Consider the following 17,488-nt stretch of genomic DNA (forward strand, 5'->3'; position numbering starts at 1 on the left):
GCGTGGCGGCGCCGGTACCGGGGCACCGGAGGCGGGCGCGGTCAGCGGCGGTCCGGGTCCGCGGCGGGGCGCTGCGGCAGTGTGTGCTGCATCAGGATGGTGTCGATCCAGCGGCCGTGCTTGTAGCCGACCCCGGTCAGCCGGCCCGCCTCGGTGAAGCCCGCCTTGCGGTGCAGGGCCGCGGACGCGTCGCTTCCCGTGTCGGCGATCACCGCGACGACCTGGCGCAGCCCCGCCTTCGCGCAGTCGTCCAGCACGGCCTGCAGCAGCACCGTGCCGAAGCCGCGGCCGGCCCACTCCTGGCCCAGGTACACCGAATCCTCCACCGAGTGCCGGTAGGCGGGCTTCGCGCGCCAAGGGGCGGCGTAGGAGTAGCCGGCGATCTGCCCCTCGGCCTCGCCGACCAGGAACGGCAGCCCGCGCGCGTTGAGGTCGGCCAGGCGGGTGTGCCAGGCGTCGAGGGGCGGCGGGGTCTCGTCGAAGGTCGCGACCGTCTCGGTGACGTAGTGCGCGTAGATCGCGGCGACGGCGGCGAGGTCGTCCGGCGCGGCCGGGCGTACGGTCAGCATCCGATCAGCGTAGGAGCCGCAGCGTGGCGAGGGCCAAGGCGGCGCACGTGAACATCGTGACACCCATCGCGACCGCGGAGCCCGGGCCGGCCAGGCCCATCGCCGAGGCCGCGATGCCGCCGACGAGGAATTGCAGCAGGCCCTGCAACGAGGACGCCGCCCCGGCGGTGGCCGCGTGCGGGCCGAGCGCCAGCGACGTGGCGTCGGCGAGGACCACGCCGAGCATCGACACGACCGCGAACAGGCAGACGAGCACGACCGGCAGCGGCGCGTGTGCGGCGGTGCTCAGCAGCACGCCGGCCGCGGCCACCACCGCGACGACGAGGGCGGCGCGCAGCAGGGCGTGCGCGGTGTGGCCGCGGCCGACCAGCCACCCGTTGACCTGGGCGAACAGCACGATGCCGAGCCCGTTGGCGCCGAAGACGAGACTGAACTGCTGGGCGCTGAGGCCGTACGCGTTCTGCAGCACGAACGACGAGCCCGAGATGTACGCGAAGACCGCCGCGAACATGAGCGCCGCGGCGAGCACGTAACGCAGGTAGGCGCGGTCGGTGGCCAGCCCGGCCATCGAGCGCAGCGTGCCGCCGAGGTGGGCCGGCCGGCGCCGCTCGGGTGGCAGCGACTCCGGCAGCCCGGCGAGCACGGCCACGAGCAGCACCACGCCCACGGCCGCGAGGACGACGAAGAGCACCCGCCAGCCCGCGAGGCGCAGCAGCTGGCCGCCGGCGACCGGGGCGAGGATCGGGGCGAGCCCGTTGACGAGCATGATGGTGGAGAAGAACCGGGTCATCGCGGGGCCCTCGAACAGGTCGCGGACGGTCGCCCGGGCGAGCACGATCCCGGCCGCGGCGCCCAGCGACTCCAGGGCACGGGCGGCGACGAGCAGGCCCGCGTTCGGGGCCGCGGCGCAGCAGAGCGAGCCGATGACGTAGAGCACCAGGCCGCCGAGCAGCGGGCGCCGCCGGCCCCACGTGTCCGACAGCGGCCCGGCCAGCACCTGGCCCAGCGCCAGCCCGATCACGAACACGGTGAGCGACAGCTGCACCATCGGCACGCTCGTGTGCAGGTCGCGCGCCATGCCGGGCAGCGCGGGGAGGTACATGTCGATCGTGAGCGGGGCGAATCCGCTGAGCGATCCGAGGACGAGCACCAGCCACAGGCGGGACCCGGCGAGCGCGCGCGGCATCACCGGGGGCGGCGGTTGCCGAACTGCCGGAACCGCACGCGGGCGGCGGCGACCTCGGCGCGGGCCAGGGCGCCCTGGGTCTGCAGGGCCAGCCCGGGGGCGACCGCGGTGGTCAGCCGCACGGTGAAGCCGTCCGGGCCCGCCCAGGCGGTGAGCTCGTCGCTGGCCTGCCGGGCCAGCCACAGGCCGTTGCCGGAGCGGGTGCCGCCGGGGGCGGGGCGGTAGCCGGCCAGCGGGTCGCGGAAGCCGGGGCCGCGGTCGGTGACGCGGCACTCGACCCGGCCGCGGGTCACCCAGACGGCGACGTCGACGGGCGGGGTGCCGTGCACGTAGGCGTTGGTCAGCACCTCGTTCACGGCGGCGACGAAGTCGGTGCGCACGAGGGTCGGCAGGCCGGCGAGCGACATGCTGAGCCGGGCGCGGATGCCGACGATGTCGCGGCGATCGTGGGAGGCGGGCAGGCACAGCACCGGCGCCGCGTCCGGATCCGGCACCGGCGCGTCGAGCTGTGGCGGGTCGAAGAGCCCGGCGGGGGTCTCGGCGCGCGGGTAGGCGGCGATCGTCGTCATCGGTTCACCCGCGAGCGTGACGGGACGGGCGGCCTCGAAGGCCGCGGCCCGGGCCAGGTCCGTGCGCGTGGTGCCGACCTCGGGCTCGGCGAGCACCCAGATCGGGGCGCCGAGCGGGCGGGCCGGGTGGCGCAGCAGCCGGCGCAGGGCCGCGAGCACGGCGACGGGCCGGTGGTGCACGGCCGGGCGGGCCAGCCGCAGGGCGTCGGGCAGCAGCGCGTTGTGCTCGGGGCGGCAGGCGAGCACGACGAAGGCGCCGGCGGGCCGGTCCGCGAGCGCGGCCCGCAGCTCCTCGGCGTCGTCGTAGCGCAGGACGTGGTGGCCGGTCATGTCGCGAGCGGGGGGCGGCCGTCGATGTCGACACGATCGATGACGAGGCGGGCATGCTGCGCCTCGCCCACGAGGATCCGCGGCGCGACCCGGGCCCGGCCGGCCGACTCGGCGGCCCGGAACAGCGCGCGGACGCCACCCGTGGCGAGGAACTCCAGCTCGCGCGGGTCGAGCACCAGCTCGTGGCCGGGCGTGAGCGCCGCGCCGACGGCCTCGTCGAGATCGGGCGCGGTGAAGGCGTCGAGCGCGCCGGTCAGGGCGAGCACGACCGCATCGCGCACGTCGTCGCGACTCACCGCGAACGTCGGGGCGGCCACGGGTCGGAGCCTACGCGCCCGGACCCCGCTACTCCAGCGGGAGCCCGGCCTGCACCAGGCGGCGGCCGCGGACGACCACGACGCGCTCGCCGAGTTCGCGGCCCTCGTGCCCGAGCTGCATGCCGTGGACGTAGTACCACCGCTCGTCGTCGTAGGAGATCGGGGCCTCGCGCTCGACGTGGCGGATGCGCAGGGTCAGGTCACCGACGCCGTACATGTAGTCGCGCTCGGCCAGCATGAGCACGAGGTCGGCGGCCATACGTTCCTCCAAACACAATCGGGAACGCTGAAGGTACAGATTCGTGAAGGCGCGCGGTACGGAGAAGCAGGCGCCCCTAGTAACCGATCAGTCGCGACATCAAACCTTTCCGTTATCGAAATGCCGCGATCCGGCACGACGGGGCGCCGCGAGTCGCAAAAGCCCTGGCCAGCAGGTGGGTCAGACCCCGCTCGGCAGCCGAACGCTCGCCACGCCCCGCGGCCGTCCCGTGCGCAGAATGGCGCTGAGGTGGTCGGCCGGGGCGGGCAGGCCCAGGTGGTACCCCTGCGCGAAGGGGACCTGGAGCTGGCGCAGCGCCGCCAGCTGCTCGTCGTCCTCGATGCCCTCCGCGGTGACGCTCACCCCGGTGCTGCGGCCCAGGTCGCCGAGGAGCTTCACGACGGCGTGGTCGTTGCGGTTGTCCAGCATCCCGGCGACGAACGAGCGATCGATCTTGATGCCGGAGACCGGCAGCGCGGACAGGTGGCGCAGGGTCGCCGAGCCCGCGCCCATGTCGTCCAGCACGATCCCGACGCCGTGCTCGCGCAGCTCGGTCAGCTGGCGTACGGCATCCTGAAGCTGCCCCAGGTCCGCCGACTCGGGCAGCTCGACCCGGATGCGGCTCGGGGCGAGCCCGTGGCGGCGCACCGCGGCGAGCACGTCGCCGGCCAGCCCCGGGCCGCGCAGCGTCTCGACCGTGAGGTTCACGTTGACGCAGGCCGGCGCCCGGTCGCCGAGCACGAGGTCCCAGGCGGCCAGGTCGGCGCAGGCGCGGCCGAGCACCCAGCGGTCCACGGCCGGCATCTGCCCGGCCCGGGCCGCGTCGGCGAGGAACCGGGCCGGGGTCAGCAGCCCGTGCTGCGGGTGCAGCCAGCGCACGAGCGCCTCGACGGCCCAGACCCGCCCGTCGTCGACGCCGACGATGGGCTGGTAGAACAGCCGCAGCTCGCCGCGCTCGATGGCGGCCAGGATGCCGTCGCCGGCCCCGGGTCTCGGCGCGGCCGCGGCACCGGCGCCGACGACCACGCGGACCTTGTCGCCGCCGGCCTGCTTCGCGCGGTACATCGCCGCGTCCGCCTCGCGCAGCAGCGTCTCGGGGTCGGCCGCCGGCGCGCCGATGGCCACGCCGACGCTCGCGGAGCTGTGCGCACCGGACGGGAGGCTCGCGTCCGGGGTCGCGATCGCGAGCCGGAACCGCTCGCCGAGCGCGGCCGCGGAGAGCTCGGGCTGGTGGCCGCCGGCGAGGCGGGTCAGCACCGCGAACTCGTCGCCGCCGAGCCGCGCCACGACATCGCCCTCCCCCGCCGCGGCGGCGAGGCGGCGCGCGGCCGAGACGATGAGCCGGTCCCCGGCCGCGTGCCCGAGCGTGTCGTTGACCTGCTTCATCCGGTCGAGGTCGATGAAGACCACGGCGACGCCGGGGTGCGCGGGCTCGCGGCAGGTGGTGGCGAGCCGGTTGAGGAAGCGCGCCCGGTTGGCCAGGCCGCTGAGCGGGTCGACGACGGCCTGCAGCGCCATGAGGTCGGCCAGGGCCTCGTACAGCCGCGCGGCCGACACCCGCGCCAGGCGGCCGTCCTGGCGCCGGACGAGCACGTCGTCGTACCGCCGAACCCGGTCGCGCCGCGAGACCTGCTCGCACACGTCGACCACGAGCGCGTGCTCGTCGACGATCATCGGCGCGGGGTCGGCGGTGCGCCCGACGGGGGTCTTCTCCCACAGCGCCCGGCCGTAGCCGAAGGGCCCGGACATGAGCTGGCCGAAGCGCTCGCGGTTGATGAGCCCGATGCCGCCGTCGAGGTACATGACGACCACACAAGGTAACGATGGATCGGCCCGGAACCGCAGGTCGAGGTCGGCGCAGCGCATGGTGGCCTCGACGACGGCGACCGGCCGCGCGAGAGACCCGACCGTGTCGGACACGCGTCCATCATGGGCGCCGGTTGCGGCCACACCAAGGCCAAATCCGGCCGCTCACCACTTTGTTACTCGCCATTCAACTACGACTCTCCGTGGGGCGATCACGTCACCGACCGTGACCGATTGCGGGCGCCGCAAGCAGTCGCGGCGGGGCTGCCGACGGGGTGGGCGCCGCTACCAGTCGCGGCGGAGGTCGCGCAGGGCGCGGCGGGCGGCGTGGCGGCTGCGGCGGCGCTCCCCGCGGCACCACAGCGCCCACTCGCGGTGGCCGTGACTCTCCGCCCGGCGGAACCAGTAGCTCGCCGTGCCACCCCAGTGGCAGCCGTCGCGGCGCTCCCCCAGCGATGCCGACGCGGCGGTGACGGCGGCGTCGAGGGTGCACGGGCCGAAGCGGTGGTCGTGACGCGGCCGGCACGCGCGCATCGGCGCATCGGCCATCTGGACCCACCAGGGGCGGGTCTTGTCGGTCCTGCTCATGAACGGGCACCTTCCGGTTCCGTGACGCCCCGGGCTGGGGGCCGTCGCTACACCGGGTGCACCAGTTCACCTCCGACTGCCGCGTTCGATTTCGCCCAGCGTACCCGGGTAGTGGGGGCGCATGAGCGACACGAGGGCGAGTGACCGCGCGGCGCGGCGCGGTGTGGAGGCCGGCGAGCGGGCCGAGCTGGCGCGGCGGCGGGCCGAGGAGGCCGCGGCGCGGCTGGCGGAGCTGCGGCGCGAGTGGATCGAGCCGGAAGAGTCCGACGAGTCCGAAGAGTCCGCCACCGCGATGTGCGCGCGGGCCGCCGAGCTGGCGGAGGACTCGCAGCGGCTCGCGACCCGGGCGACCGAGCGGGCGGCCGCGGCCGCGCTGGCCGCCGCCGACGCGCACGAGACCGCGGCGGACCTGCACGACCGGTCGGCGGCGTCCGGGCTGGGCAACGTCGAGGAGCACCGGCGGCAGGCCGTGCGGCACCGGGAGCACGCGGAGGCGAGCCGGGCCGAGGCGCGGGAGGACCAGCGGATGCTGGGGATGCTGGAGGGGGGGGGCGCGGGGGGGGGCCCCCCGGGCCCCCCCGCGGCGGGGGACCGGCACCGGCCCGGGTGGGCGGCGGGGCGGGCGGGCCGCCCCGGGGCCCCGGGGGTGGGCCGCGGGGCGGGGGGGGGGGCGCCCCGGGGTTGGGGGGTTTGGGTGGGGGGGGGGACCGCGGTGTCGACACCGCGGTCCCGCCCTCCGTCGGTCACCTGACCGGAGCCGGTTCGGCCGGCAGGTCCTCGACGCCGACCTCCACCGCCTGCTCGTGGCGGCGGCGGGCCGAGGGCAGGATCAGCGCGGCCACGATGCCGAGGACCGCGACGCCGGCGCAGAGCCAGAAGCCCTTGGTGAACGCGTCGTCGGTCGGCAGGCCCCGGGGCGTGGTGTTGGACGCGATGACGGCGGCGATGACGGCCGTACCGATGCTGCTGCCGATCGTCCGCGCGATCGTGTTCACCGAGGCGGCCTCGCCGGTGTGGGTCGCGGGGACGCTCTCGATGATGGCGTTGGACATCGCGGCGAACGCGAGGCCGATGCCGGCGCCGGTGAACAGGCCGGAGACCAGGATCTGCCAGATCGCGCCGTGCCCCACGGCCGGCAGGGCGAAAGCCGCGGTGACCGCGATCGCGCCGAGCGCCATCGGCACCTTGGGGCCGAAGCGGCGGTCGAGCAGGCCGGCGAGCGGGCCGAACACGAGCATCATGAGCACCGTCGGCAGCAGGAACAGACCGGCCTGCGAGACCGACTTGCCGAAGCCGTAGCCGGTCGCCGCGGGCAGCTCGAGCAGCGTCGGGACGAGCACGAAGGTGCCGAACATCGCGAAGCCGAAGATGAGCGCGACGAGGTTGGTCGCCCACACGCCGCGCAGGGCCATCAGGCGCATGTCGACCAGCGGCTCGCGCACCTTGAGCTCCACGACGACGAACACGGCCAGCAGCACGACCCCGGCCACGAGCAGCCCGACGGTCTCGCCGCTGCCCCAGCCCCACTCGCGGCCCTTGGAGATCGCCAGCAGCAGCGACACCAGCGACACCGACAGGATCAGGGCGCCGACCACGTCGAGGCGGCCGGGCGCGCGGACCGGGGACTCAGGCACGCCGAAGAAGACGCCGAGCAGCGCGATGGCGACGACGACCAGCGGGAACCAGAACAGCCAGTGCCAGGACAGGTGGTCGACGATCGGGCCGGCGGCGACGATCCCGACGCCGGCGCCGATGCCGAAGATGGCCGAGAGCAGGCCGACGGTGACGCCGACCCGTTCGCGGGGCAGCTCGTCGCGGACGATGCCGATCGACAGCGGCATGATCGCGCCGGCCGCGCCCTGCAGGGCCCGGGCGACGATGAGCACGGTCAGGTTGGGCGCGAGCGCGGCCAGCAGGGTGCCGGCGGCCAGGATCACGAGCACCACGAGCATCACCCGGCGCTTGCCCACCATGTCGCCGAGCCGGCCCAGGATGGGCGTGAGGACCGAGGCCGACAGCAGGTACGCCGTCAGGATCCAGCTGATGTCCCCGGTGGACGCGTTGAGGTCCTTGGCGATGATCGGCAGCGCGGGCGCGACGAGTGACTGCAGGACCGCGAACGCCAGGCCGCCCAGCGACAGGAACAGCACCACGAGTGTGCTGTTCGAGTGCCGTCCGGTCCGCCCCGCGTGCGTGACGGTGTTTGCCACGAGTACCCCTCGAAATGTAAACGTCTGTTGACTTTGACCGTAGACCGGGATCGGCGGACAAGTCAACGGCGGTTTACATCACATCGGGGGACCCTCAGCGGCGGCGCGTGCCGGCGTCGGCGTAGCGCAGCAGCGCGCCGACCCCACCCTCGACCGGCACCTCGTCCGGCGCGGCGAAGAGCAGGTCGGCCTCGGTGCACACGACCGCGCGCACGAGCGCCGCGTCGGCCCGCACCCGCCGGGTGTCGCGCACGCCCATCGCCTGCAGCTCGGCGCGGTCGAAGGACAGCTGCTCCGGTCCCGGGCCGATCCACAGCTCGGTGGTCGAGCTCGGGTCGTCCACGAGGAGCACCGTGTCGACCTGCCCGCGTTGCAGGGCGGTGACCACGGCCGGCAGCCCGTCCCCGGCGGCGTCGTTGCCCCGCCGGCTGCGGTAGCGGTCGACGACTGCCCGGGCCTTCTCGGTCGCGCGCTCGGCGATCGCCTGGACGGTCACGTCCTCGAGCGCGGCCGGCCCCGTGCTGGAGTTGGTCTCCACCACCCGCTCCCGCCAGTGCTCCGGCAGCTGCGCGACGAGCAGGGGGCGCGCCTGCGGGTCGCCGGCCACCACGATGACCTCGGCACCGCACTGCTCGGCGGCCTGCGCGACCGCCGCGGCGACCGTGGCGGCGTTGCGCTCCCACGAGACCTGGGCGGCGCGCTGGTACCGCGGCTGCGACCACCCGCCGGGCTTGACCCGGTGCAGGGGCCACTGCTCCGTGCCGGTGACGGCCTCGTCGCGCACGAGCCGGGCGGCGTCCACGGCCTCGATCCGGCCCCCGGTGCGGTCGACCAGGACGCGGACGTACGGGATCGACTCCCCCATCTGCGCGAGCATCGGCATGACGTGCGGCAACGGCCCGAATGCCGCGATGGCGCGCCGGGGCGGCGCGGGCAGCACCCGCACCATCGCCACCTCGCCGTCGGCGGCGAAGGCGGCGAGCCCGTACGGCTCACCCTCCTCGGTGTGGGCGAGCAGCGCCCGCTCGAGCGCCTCGATGGTCTCCGGCTCGCAGAGAGCGTCCCGCAGCGCCTCCCGGGCGGCCCGCCAGCGCAGTTCGACGGTGCCCGCCGGGTCTTCGTTGTTACGCGTCCCGTCGAGATAGACCGACGCCCACGGTCCGGGACGCTCGTACAACGGGCGTAGGAAGGACACGTTCATACTCGCGCCCTTACCCGCTTTTTCACGCGTTAGGCGGGTTGCGGGCCGGGTAAACGGCGCCATATGACGTCACCGGAGGAACGCGCCGACGAGGCCGCCAGCGAGCAGACCCGGCGCAACGGCGGCCCGACGCGCAGCGGAGGTCTGCGCACCACGACCGGCTCCAGCGCGGGGCCGGGCGGGTCCGGGCGCGCCCCGCAGCGCCGCACCCGCCCGGGCGCCGCGCCGACCACCACCGGCGACGCGACGACCGGCGGCATGCGGTCCCCCGCCGAGGGCACCACGAGCGACGCGAGCGGCCCCGCGGCCGAGTCGGGCGACTTCACCGACCAGTGAGGCGCCCGGAACCGCCGGCGCCGCGCCTCAGCCCTTGGACGAGCCCAGGGACAGGCCGGCGATGAACTGCTTCTGCAGCAACACGTAGACGATCAGGGTCGGCATCGCCGCGATGAGGGCGGCCGCCGCGATCAGGTTCTGGTTGGACACGAACTGGCCCTGGAGATTGGCCAGGGCGGACGTGATCGGCCGCCGGTCGCCGGTGGAGATCAGCGTGATGGCCCAGAAGAAGTCGTTGTAGATCCACGTCGTCAGCAGGGTGGCGAGCGCGGCCAGCGCGGGGCGGCACAGCGGCATCGTGAGCCGCCAGTACCGCGTCCACAGCGAGGCACCGTCGATGAGGGCCGCCTCGTCGATGCCGGCGGGCAGCGTCTTCATGTAGTTGCTGAGCACGAAGACGCAGAAGCCGAGCTGGAACGCCACGTTGATGACGATGAGCCCGAGGTAGGAGTTGTAGATACCCAGGGCGAGATAGATGCGGTACAGCGGCGTGATGATGACCTGCTGCGGCAGCAGGTTGCCGGCGGTGAACAGGATCAGCAGCGCCACGTTGAACTTGAAGCTGAGCCGGGACAGCACGTACGCCGCGGTGGAGGCCAGGAACAGGGTGACCAGCACGGCCGGCACCGTCACCCACACCGAGTTCAGGAAGAACTTCCACATGTCCGACTGAGCCCACGCGTCGGCGAAGTTGCTCAGCGTGAGCGTGTGCGGCAGGGAGACGTAGCCGTACTTGTTGGTCTCGCTGATCGGCCGCAGCGCGACGTACAACGCGAACAGGATCGGGGTCACCCACAGCGCGGACATGACGACCATGAAGGCGGTGGAGGCGGCCCGGCGGGTCATCGCTGGTCCTCTCGTCGGAAGGCCTGCCACAGGAACAGGGAGATCGGGATGAGGGAGATGACCAGCAGCACGACGCCGAGGGTCGAGCCGAAGCCGATGCGCTGGGTCTCGCCGACGATGTTCTGGGTCACCGCGACCGACAGCAGCTCCAGTCCGCGCAGCGGGTTGCCGTTGCTGGTGATGTAGACGAGGTCGAACGCGCGCAGCGACTCGATGACGGTGACCACGAGCACGACGATGTTGATCGGGCGCATCGCCGGGAACACGACCCGCCAGAACGTCTGCCAGCCGTTGGCCCCGTCGACGACGGCGGCCTCGCGCAGCGCCGGGTCCACGGCCTTGAGACCGGCGAGGTACAGCACCATGACGTACGGCGCCTGCCGCCAGCTGGCCTCGACGAGCAGCGCCCACAGGTTGAGCTTCGGGTCGCCGAGCCAGTCGATGAGGTTGTCGTTGTGGTTGTGCCCCGTCAGGGTGTTGATGAGCCCGAAGTTCGGCGAGTAGATGAGCTCCCAGATGATGCCGATGAGCGCGAGGGAGAGCATCACCGGCAGGAAGAGCACGCTCTGGTAGAACCGGCTGCCGCGGATGCCACGGTCCAGCACCACGGCGAAGAGCATGCCGAGCGGGGTGGCGAAGACGATGAAGACGCCGAGCCAGATCGCGTTGTGCTGTACGGCCGGCCAGAAGTCCGGATAGTTCGTGAACGCCTGCTCGTAGTTCTTGACCCCGTTGAGGCAGCCGGGCTGCGGAATCCCGGGCGCGGACGGGAAGTTGTCGCAGGACTGCATCCTGACCGGGCCGACGCCGGTCCACTTGGTGAAGGACAGCAGCACCGAGCCGAGGGCCGGGAGCCAGACGAACGCGGCGGCGAGCAGGAGCGGGACGCCGAGCATCGCGGTCGCGACGCCGACGTCCCGGCGGGTGAGGGTGCGGGTGCGACCCCGGCGCCGGGGTGCGGATGCCGGCGCCGGTGACGTCTTGCGGGGTGTCGTGAGCGTCATCAGCTGAAGATGGTCTTCGCCTGGTCTTCGGCGCTCTTCTGGATCGTGGCGATGGTGTCGGGGGTCGGGCTGTCGATGAACTGCTGGATGAGCTTGATCATCGCGGTGGCCATGTCCGGCACGGTGTCGCGGTCCATGAACTGGGAGACGTTCTTGCACTTGCCGATCTCGGCGACGGACTTCTTCTGGATGTCGTTGTACGTCGGCGCGACGAGGCCCTTGGCGAGGCCGACGTCCCAGTGGTCGGTCTCGAGGAACTTCGCCTCGGCGTCGGAGGTGCCGATGTACTCGAGGATCTTCTTCGCCGACGCGGAGTTCTTGCCCTTCTTGGGCAGGATGAAGCCGTCGGTCGGGGCGTCCATGTAGTCGGTGCCGTAGCTCGGGTTGATCGAGGGGAACACGAAGAAGTCGAGGTCGGCCAGGTTGGCGGCGTCGTAGTTGGCCGCGACCTGGTTGGAGCCCTGGAACATCATCCCGGCCTGCTTGTTCTCCAGCGCCTTGGCGGCGTCCTGCCAGGTGCGGCCGTTGGCGCCCTTCTGCTGGTACGGCGCGAGCTCACGCCACTGGTCGAAGACCGCCTTGACGCCGGCGTCGGTCCACGGCACCTCGTGCTTCATCAGCTTGATGTGGTATTCGTAGCCGTTGATGCGCAGGTTGAGGATGTCGAAGGTGCCCAGCGCGGGCCAGCCGTCCTTGTCGGCGAACGCGAGGGGCACGAGCCCGTCGGTCTGCATCTTCTTCGACAGCGTGATGAAGGCGTCCCAGGTGGCGGGGACCTCGTAGCCCTTGGACTGGAAGACGCTCTTGTTGTAGAAGACGACCCACGGGTAGTTGTAGAGCGGAACCATGTAGTAGTGGCCGTCGAGGCCCTTCGAGAGGTTCTTCGCGGCGTCGTTGAAGGTGCCGCCGATCTTCTCCCAGACGTCGTCGATGGGCGTCAGCAGGCCCTGGGCGGCGAAGAACTGCAGCCGGTAGCCGGCGAACCAGGTCGCCAGGGAGTCGGGGGTGCCCTGCAGGTAGTTGCTGATGTTGTTCTGGAACGTGTTGTGGTCGGTGGTGTTCACCGTGACCGGGACGCTCGTGCTGCCGGTCGCCTGGGACATGAGCGCGGCGAACGCGGTCTTCGGCGCGGCGTCGGAGTAGTTCGAGCCGAAGGTGACCGGCCCCGTGCCGTTGTCGCCGCCCGTCGCCGGCTGGCCGGAGGAGTCGTCACCGCAGGCGGTGAGGAGGGTGCCCGCGGCCGCGGCTCCGAACAGGCCCTTGAGTGCGGTGCGGCGGCTGAGCGTTTGTGACATCAGTACCTCCGAAAACCCAACATCTCCCAACGAAACCCAACGCCACGAAAGCGCTTGGACTGAGAAATGTCAATCCCCGCCGCGATCACGAAGCGGTTTCGATGACGTTGCAACGTTGAAACTCGTTGATTCATGAAGACCCAGACGTGGGTTTTGGCAGGGTAAGCGCGGGGTCTTGTCATGTCTTGACAGAACTCGCGCTTCCCACGAGGCTTCCGTGACAACGGCGCCCGTTATCCCACATTTTCGATCATGGTCACTCCTCCCCTGTTCCGCCAAACAGTCAGGAGATCCCCATGCACGGAGCGCGTCGCGGACCCATCGCCCTCGCGGCGGCGGGTCTGCCGACAGTTCTGCTGGCAGTTCCGCTGGCACTGGGCGTCGTCGCGGCGACCGCCGCACCGGCCGCCGCGGCCACCACCACGATCAACGTCAACGGCGGCATCGTCGGGCGCACGTTCGACGGCGTCGGCGCGATCAGCGGCGGGGGCGGCAACTCGCGCCTGCTCGTCGACTACCCCGAGCCGCAGCGCGGCCAGATCCTCGACTACCTGTTCAAGCCCGGCTACGGCGCCGCCGTGCAGCTGCTGAAGCTGGAGATCGGCGGCGACGCCAACTCCACCGACGGCTCCGAGCCCAGCCACGAGCACGTGCGCGGCGACGTCAACTGCAACGCCGGCTACGAGTTCTGGCTCGGCGAGCAGGCCGTGGCCCGCAATCCGAACATCCGCATCGTCGCCCTGCCGTGGGCCGCGCCGGGCTGGATCGGCGGCGGGAACTTCTGGTCCCAGGACATGATCGACTACGACATCGCCTGGCTGAACTGCGCCAAGGGCCACGGCATCACCGTCGGCTACCTCGGCGGCTGGAACGAGCGCGGCCACGACAGCGGCTGGTACAAGAGCCTGCGGACCGGCCTGAACAACGCCGGGTTCGGCGCGGTGCAGATCGTCGGCGACGACAGCGGCTGGGGCATGGCCGACGAGTTCGCGGGCGACCCGGCGCTGAAGAGCGCCGTCGGCGTGCTGGGCAACCACTACGTCTGCGGCTACCTGTCCCAGGCCGACTCCTGCAGCACCACCGCCAACGCCCGCTCGAGCGGCAAGCCGTTGTGGGCCAGCGAGTTCGGCTCGCAGGACGACATGGGCGGCGTCGTGCCCTACATCCGCACCGTCAACCGCGGCTACCTCGACGCGGAGATCTCCGGCTACATGAACTGGCCGCTCATCGCCGCCATCACCCCGAACCTGCCCTACGCGACCGTCGGGCTGATGGACGCGGGCTCGCCGTGGTCCGGCGCCTACCGGGTCGGCCGGAACCTGTGGGCCAACGCGCACTACGCCCAGTTCACGCAGCCGGGCTGGAAGTACCTCAACAGCTCCGCCAGCGGCTACCTCGGCGGCAACCGCGCCAACGGCAGCTACGTGTCGCTCAAGTCCACGAACAACATCGACTACACGACGGTGTACGAGACCAGCGGCACCACGGCCGCGCAGACCGTCAACATCACCGTCTCCGGCGGCCTGAGCACCGGCACCGTGCACGTGTGGGCGACCGACATGGGCTCGTCGAACCCGGGCGACTGGTTCGTCCGGCAGGCCGACGTCACCCCGTCCGGCGGCGCGTACAGCCTGACCCTGCAGCCCAACCGCATCTACACCGTGAGCACCACCAGCGGGCAGGGCAAGGGCACCGCGGCGAGCCCGGCCACGCACGGCCTCGCGCTGCCCTACGCGGACAATTTCGACGGCTACGCGGTGCGCAAGCAGCCCCGCTACACCGAGGACATGCAGGGCTCGTTCGAGGCCCGCGCCTGCGCCGCCGGCCGGTCCGGCACGTGCCTGCAGCAGGTCGCGCCGCAGCGGCCGATCAACTGGCAGGACGACAGCGACGCGTTCACCCTCGTCGGCGACGCGGGCTGGACCAACTACACGGTCAGCCTGGACGTGAACCTGCAGCAGGCCGGCACCGTCACGCTGCTGGGCCGGGCCAACATCCAGAACCGGCCGCAGAACCGGCAGGCCGCGTACCAGCTGCGCGTGAACGAGACCGGCGCGTGGTCGATCGTCAAGCACAGCAACACGAACACCGACACGACGCTCGCCTCGGGCACCCGCGCCGCGCTCGGGCTCAACGCCTGGCACAACCTGAAGCTCGGCTTCTCCGGCGGGCAGATCACCGCGGCGATCGACGGGACGACCGTCGGCACGGCGAGCGACTTCACCTACGGCAGCGGCCAGGCCGGCGTCGGCGTGATCGGCTACCAGACCGACCAGTTCGACAACCTCAGCGTGACCGCCAACGCGGGCCCGACGCTGAGCGTCCTGCGCGGGGTCGGCTCCGGGCGCTGCGCCGACGTGCCCGCGCTGTCGCAGACCAACGGCACCCAGCTCGCGCTGTGGGACTGCAACGGCGGCGCCAACCAGACGTTCACGCTGACCGCGTCGAAGCAGCTGCAGGTGTACGGCACCAAGTGCCTCGACGTCGACGGCGCGAGCACCGCCGACGGGGCCAAGGTGCAGATCTGGGACTGCAACGGCGGCGGCAACCAGCAGTGGACCGTCAACAGCGACGGCACCGTCGTCGGGGCCGGCTCCGGCAAGTGCCTCGACGCCACCGGGGCCGGCACCGCCAACGGCACCCTGCTGGAGATCTGGACCTGCAACGGCGGCGACAACCAGAAGTGGGCGAGGTCATGAGAGTCCTGAACATCGCGGCGGCCCTGCTGCTCCTGCCCGCCGCCGTGCTCGTCGACGCGGCGCCCGCGTCCGCCGCCACCGTATGGACGGTCGCCGGGCCCTCGGCCGGGTCGCCGACGGCCGCGCAGGTCAGCCTCGACAACGGGAGCCTGACGTTCGCGGTGAGCAACGGGGGGCAGACGGTGCTGTCGCCCTCGCCGATCGGCATCGTCACCACCGCCGCCGACCTGACCCGGAACCTCACGTTCACCCAGCGGGCCGACCGCACCGTGACCGAGTCCTACGCGATGACGACCGGCAAGCAGAAGAGCCGCCGGACCACCTACACCGAGTCGACGCTGTCGTTCACGGGCACCGGCGGCGCGCGGCTCGACGTGGTGGTCCGCGCGTCGGACACCGGCGCCGCCTACCGGTACGTGCTGCCGGGCAGCGGGTCGGTGACGGTGAGCCGCGAGGCGTCGTCGTGGACGGTCCCGGCGGCGTCGAACGCGTGGCTGGTCCCGCCGCAGGCCGAGGACCAGGGGCGCTGGTTCGCCACGACCGCCGGGGGCGCGCCGACCGGCAACAGCTACCGGATTCCGGCGCTGTTCGAGGTCGGCGGCCGGTTCGCGCTCGTGGCCGAGACGGGCCTCGACGGGCGCTACGCCGCGCAGTACCTGACGCATGCGGCGGGCTCGGGGACGTACACCACCGTCCTCGCGAGCGGCATCACGACCACCCTGCCGCTGAGCACGCCGTGGCGGACCGCGGCCGTCGGGGACCTCGCGAGCGTGACCGGCTCGACGATCGTCGACGACCTCGCCGCGCCGTCGCGCGTCGCGGACCCGTCGTGGGTCAGGCCGGGGACCGTCTCCTGGTCGTGGCTGACCGAGCACGCCAGCCCGGGCGACGAGGGCCGGCAGCGGCAGTACGTCGACTTCGCCGCCCGCAACGGCTGGGGCTACGTGCTCATCGACGAGGGCTGGTCCTCGAGCTGGGTGCCCGGCGTGGTGTCCTACGCCCGGTCCAAGGGCGTGCAGGTGCTGCTCTGGTTCAACTCCGGCGACCTGAAGACCGCGCAGCAGCGGGAGAACTGGCTGCCGCTCATCAAGGGCTGGGGCGTGGCCGGGGTCAAGGTCGACTTCATCTACGAGGACACCCAGCCGACGCTGCAGTGGTACGACGCCATCCTGGCCCGCACCGCCGAGCTGCAGCTGATGGTGAACTTCCACGGCGCGGCAACCCCGCGGGGCCTGCAGCGCACGTGGCCGCACGTGATGACGGCCGAGGCGGTGTTCGGCGCGGAGCAGTACCTGCGCGCGGACTTCAACACGATCCTGCCGTTCACCCGCAACGCCATCGCGAGCATGGACTTCACCCCGGTCGTGTTCAGCCTGGCCAACCGGGACACCACCGACGGGCACGAGCTGGGCACGGCGGTCGTCTTCGAGTCCGGCTGGCAGCACCTGGCCGACAACCCGCAGAGCTACGAGTCCCACCCCGAGGCGCTGCGGATCCTCGACCAGCTGCCGACGGCGTGGGACGAGAGCCGGCTGCTGGGCGGGCGCCCGGGCCAGGAGGCGTACTTCGCCCGCCGGGCCGGCGGCCGCTGGTTCGTAGGCGGCATCTCGGCGCTGAACGCGAAGACGTACACCACGTCGCTGTCGTTCCTCGGCGCCGGGCAGTGGCTCGCCGAGACCGTCCGCGACGGCTCGGCCGGGCTGGTCCGCGACACCCGGGTGGTCACGAGCGCCGACACGCTGAGCGTGCCCGAGGCGACCCGCGGCGGCTTCGCGACGGCGCTGTGCCCGTACACCTCGGGCCTGACGACCTGCGCGACGCGGGCGATTCCGTTCTCGCTCAAGGGCGTGCAGTCCGGGCGGTGCGCCGATGTGCCCGGGGCGGTACAGACCAGCGGCACCCAGCTGGCGCTGTGGGACTGCAACGGCGGGTCCAACCAGGCCTTCACGCTGAGCGCGTCGAAGCAGCTGCAGGTGTACGGCACCAAGTGCCTCGACGTCGCCGGCGCGAGCACCGACAGCGGGGCCAAGGTGCAGATCTGGGACTGCAACGGCCAGACGAACCAGCAGTGGACCGTCAACGCCGACGGCACCGTGGTCGGGGTCGGCTCGGGCAAGTGCCTCGACGCGACGGCGAACGGCACCGTCAGCGGCACGCTGCTGGAGATCTGGTCCTGCAACGGCGGCGACAACCAGAAAGTGGAACGCTCGCTGATACATCGACCTGGATATTGACATGGAACGCTATTTCAAATAGCCATATCGAGCATGTTC

16 protein-coding genes are annotated in these 17,488 nt (G+C 72.3%); 4 read left to right on the top strand and 12 right to left on the bottom strand.

Going from position 1 to position 17,488, the window contains the following annotated elements; translation table 11 throughout:
- Positions 1-41: 41 nt before the first annotated feature.
- The 7 genes from ABT369_RS29720 to ABT369_RS29750 form a co-directional block, all read right to left on the bottom strand.
- Positions 42-569 (bottom strand): GNAT family N-acetyltransferase, encoded by a 528-nt coding sequence (locus ABT369_RS29720; RefSeq protein ID WP_350616869.1) that lies wholly within the window; start codon positions 567-569, stop codon positions 42-44.
- A 4-nt stretch (positions 570-573) separates the two neighbouring features.
- Positions 574-1,755: a multidrug effflux MFS transporter gene (locus ABT369_RS29725; RefSeq protein WP_350617108.1), complete on the bottom strand. Its 1,182-nt coding sequence runs from the start codon at positions 1,753-1,755 to the stop codon at positions 574-576.
- Positions 1,755-2,654: an ATP-binding protein gene (locus ABT369_RS29730; RefSeq protein ID WP_350616870.1), complete on the bottom strand. Its 900-nt coding sequence runs from the start codon at positions 2,652-2,654 to the stop codon at positions 1,755-1,757. Before ABT369_RS29730 ends, ABT369_RS29725 begins: the two co-directional genes overlap by 1 nt.
- Entirely contained in the window at positions 2,651-2,971 is a 321-nt protein-coding gene (locus tag ABT369_RS29735; protein WP_350616872.1) for an STAS domain-containing protein, read from the bottom strand. Before ABT369_RS29735 ends, ABT369_RS29730 begins: the two co-directional genes overlap by 4 nt.
- Positions 2,972-2,999: 28 nt before the next feature.
- On the bottom strand, positions 3,000-3,230 hold the full coding sequence (locus ABT369_RS29740; RefSeq protein ID WP_350616874.1) for a hypothetical protein: 231 nt from the start codon (positions 3,228-3,230) through the stop codon (positions 3,000-3,002).
- A 180-nt stretch (positions 3,231-3,410) separates the two neighbouring features.
- Positions 3,411-5,150, bottom strand: coding sequence for a putative bifunctional diguanylate cyclase/phosphodiesterase (locus ABT369_RS29745; protein ID WP_350616875.1), 1,740 nt, complete (start codon positions 5,148-5,150; stop codon positions 3,411-3,413).
- A gap of 171 nt (positions 5,151-5,321) precedes the next feature.
- Positions 5,322-5,624: a hypothetical protein gene (locus tag ABT369_RS29750; protein ID WP_350616877.1), complete on the bottom strand. Its 303-nt coding sequence runs from the start codon at positions 5,622-5,624 to the stop codon at positions 5,322-5,324.
- Positions 5,625-5,745: 121 nt separating this feature from the next.
- On the opposite strand from ABT369_RS29750, the gene ABT369_RS29755 reads away from it, so the two are divergent.
- The gene (locus tag ABT369_RS29755; RefSeq protein WP_350616878.1) at positions 5,746-6,375 is read left to right on the top strand and encodes a hypothetical protein; all 630 of its coding nucleotides are present in this window, start codon (positions 5,746-5,748) and stop codon (positions 6,373-6,375) included.
- Here the strand turns inward: ABT369_RS29755 and ABT369_RS29760 are convergent.
- Together ABT369_RS29760 and ABT369_RS29765 are read right to left on the bottom strand one after the other, a co-directional pair.
- Positions 6,368-7,834 carry an MFS transporter gene (locus ABT369_RS29760; RefSeq protein ID WP_350616879.1) on the bottom strand — a complete coding sequence of 489 codons (1,467 nt, stop codon included), beginning with the start codon at positions 7,832-7,834 and terminating at the stop codon, positions 6,368-6,370. The genes ABT369_RS29755 and ABT369_RS29760 overlap by 8 nt on opposite strands.
- A gap of 94 nt (positions 7,835-7,928) precedes the next feature.
- The gene (locus ABT369_RS29765) at positions 7,929-9,035 is read right to left on the bottom strand and encodes a baeRF2 domain-containing protein (RefSeq protein WP_350616880.1); all 1,107 of its coding nucleotides are present in this window, start codon (positions 9,033-9,035) and stop codon (positions 7,929-7,931) included.
- Between the two features lie 63 nt (positions 9,036-9,098).
- Here ABT369_RS29765 and ABT369_RS29770 point away from each other — a divergent pair, with 63 nt between their 5' ends.
- Complete coding sequence (locus tag ABT369_RS29770; protein ID WP_350616882.1) at positions 9,099-9,371, top strand: hypothetical protein; 273 nt, start codon at positions 9,099-9,101, stop codon at positions 9,369-9,371.
- 27 nt (positions 9,372-9,398) lie between these two features.
- Here the strand turns inward: ABT369_RS29770 and ABT369_RS29775 are convergent, their stop codons facing one another.
- Genes ABT369_RS29775 through ABT369_RS29785 form a run of 3 tightly spaced genes read right to left on the bottom strand, consistent with a single transcriptional unit; the run spans position 9,399 to position 12,516 of the window.
- Complete coding sequence (locus ABT369_RS29775; RefSeq protein ID WP_350616884.1) at positions 9,399-10,217, bottom strand: carbohydrate ABC transporter permease; 819 nt, start codon at positions 10,215-10,217, stop codon at positions 9,399-9,401.
- On the bottom strand, positions 10,214-11,221 hold the full coding sequence (locus ABT369_RS29780) for a carbohydrate ABC transporter permease (protein WP_350616886.1): 1,008 nt from the start codon (positions 11,219-11,221) through the stop codon (positions 10,214-10,216). The genes ABT369_RS29775 and ABT369_RS29780 overlap by 4 nt, the downstream gene beginning before the upstream one ends.
- Positions 11,221-12,516 carry an ABC transporter substrate-binding protein gene (locus tag ABT369_RS29785; RefSeq protein WP_350616887.1) on the bottom strand — a complete coding sequence of 432 codons (1,296 nt, stop codon included), beginning with the start codon at positions 12,514-12,516 and terminating at the stop codon, positions 11,221-11,223. The genes ABT369_RS29780 and ABT369_RS29785 overlap by 1 nt, the downstream gene beginning before the upstream one ends.
- Before the next feature lie 296 nt (positions 12,517-12,812).
- Here ABT369_RS29785 and ABT369_RS29790 point away from each other — a divergent pair, with 296 nt between their 5' ends.
- Positions 12,813-15,215 (top strand): ricin-type beta-trefoil lectin domain protein, encoded by a 2,403-nt coding sequence (locus ABT369_RS29790; RefSeq protein WP_350616888.1) that lies wholly within the window; start codon positions 12,813-12,815, stop codon positions 15,213-15,215.
- Positions 15,212-17,449: a glycoside hydrolase family 97 N-terminal domain-containing protein gene (locus ABT369_RS29795; RefSeq protein ID WP_350616890.1), complete on the top strand. Its 2,238-nt coding sequence runs from the start codon at positions 15,212-15,214 to the stop codon at positions 17,447-17,449. The genes ABT369_RS29790 and ABT369_RS29795 overlap by 4 nt, the downstream gene beginning before the upstream one ends.
- Positions 17,450-17,488: the final 39 nt, after the last annotated feature.

The sequence above is a fragment of the Dactylosporangium sp. NPDC000244 genome (genome assembly GCF_040300725.1).
Taxonomy (GTDB): Bacteria; Actinomycetota; Actinomycetes; order Mycobacteriales; family Micromonosporaceae; genus Dactylosporangium.

Coding starts and splice junctions, on each gene's coding strand:
- ABT369_RS29755 (WP_350616878.1), top strand. CDS start 5,746: ATGAGCGACACGAGGGCGAGTGACCGCGCGGCGCGGCGCGGTGTGGAG.
- ABT369_RS29750 (WP_350616877.1), bottom strand. CDS start 5,624: ATGAGCAGGACCGACAAGACCCGCCCCTGGTGGGTCCAGATGGCCGAT.
- ABT369_RS29780 (WP_350616886.1), bottom strand. CDS start 11,221: ATGACGCTCACGACACCCCGCAAGACGTCACCGGCGCCGGCATCCGCA.
- ABT369_RS29725 (WP_350617108.1), bottom strand. CDS start 1,755: ATGCCGCGCGCGCTCGCCGGGTCCCGCCTGTGGCTGGTGCTCGTCCTC.
- ABT369_RS29790 (WP_350616888.1), top strand. CDS start 12,813: ATGCACGGAGCGCGTCGCGGACCCATCGCCCTCGCGGCGGCGGGTCTG.
- ABT369_RS29770 (WP_350616882.1), top strand. CDS start 9,099: ATGACGTCACCGGAGGAACGCGCCGACGAGGCCGCCAGCGAGCAGACC.
- ABT369_RS29795 (WP_350616890.1), top strand. CDS start 15,212: ATGAGAGTCCTGAACATCGCGGCGGCCCTGCTGCTCCTGCCCGCCGCC.
- ABT369_RS29720 (WP_350616869.1), bottom strand. CDS start 569: ATGCTGACCGTACGCCCGGCCGCGCCGGACGACCTCGCCGCCGTCGCC.
- ABT369_RS29730 (WP_350616870.1), bottom strand. CDS start 2,654: ATGACCGGCCACCACGTCCTGCGCTACGACGACGCCGAGGAGCTGCGG.
- ABT369_RS29775 (WP_350616884.1), bottom strand. CDS start 10,217: ATGACCCGCCGGGCCGCCTCCACCGCCTTCATGGTCGTCATGTCCGCG.
- ABT369_RS29765 (WP_350616880.1), bottom strand. CDS start 9,035: ATGAACGTGTCCTTCCTACGCCCGTTGTACGAGCGTCCCGGACCGTGG.
- ABT369_RS29740 (WP_350616874.1), bottom strand. CDS start 3,230: ATGGCCGCCGACCTCGTGCTCATGCTGGCCGAGCGCGACTACATGTAC.
- ABT369_RS29785 (WP_350616887.1), bottom strand. CDS start 12,516: ATGTCACAAACGCTCAGCCGCCGCACCGCACTCAAGGGCCTGTTCGGA.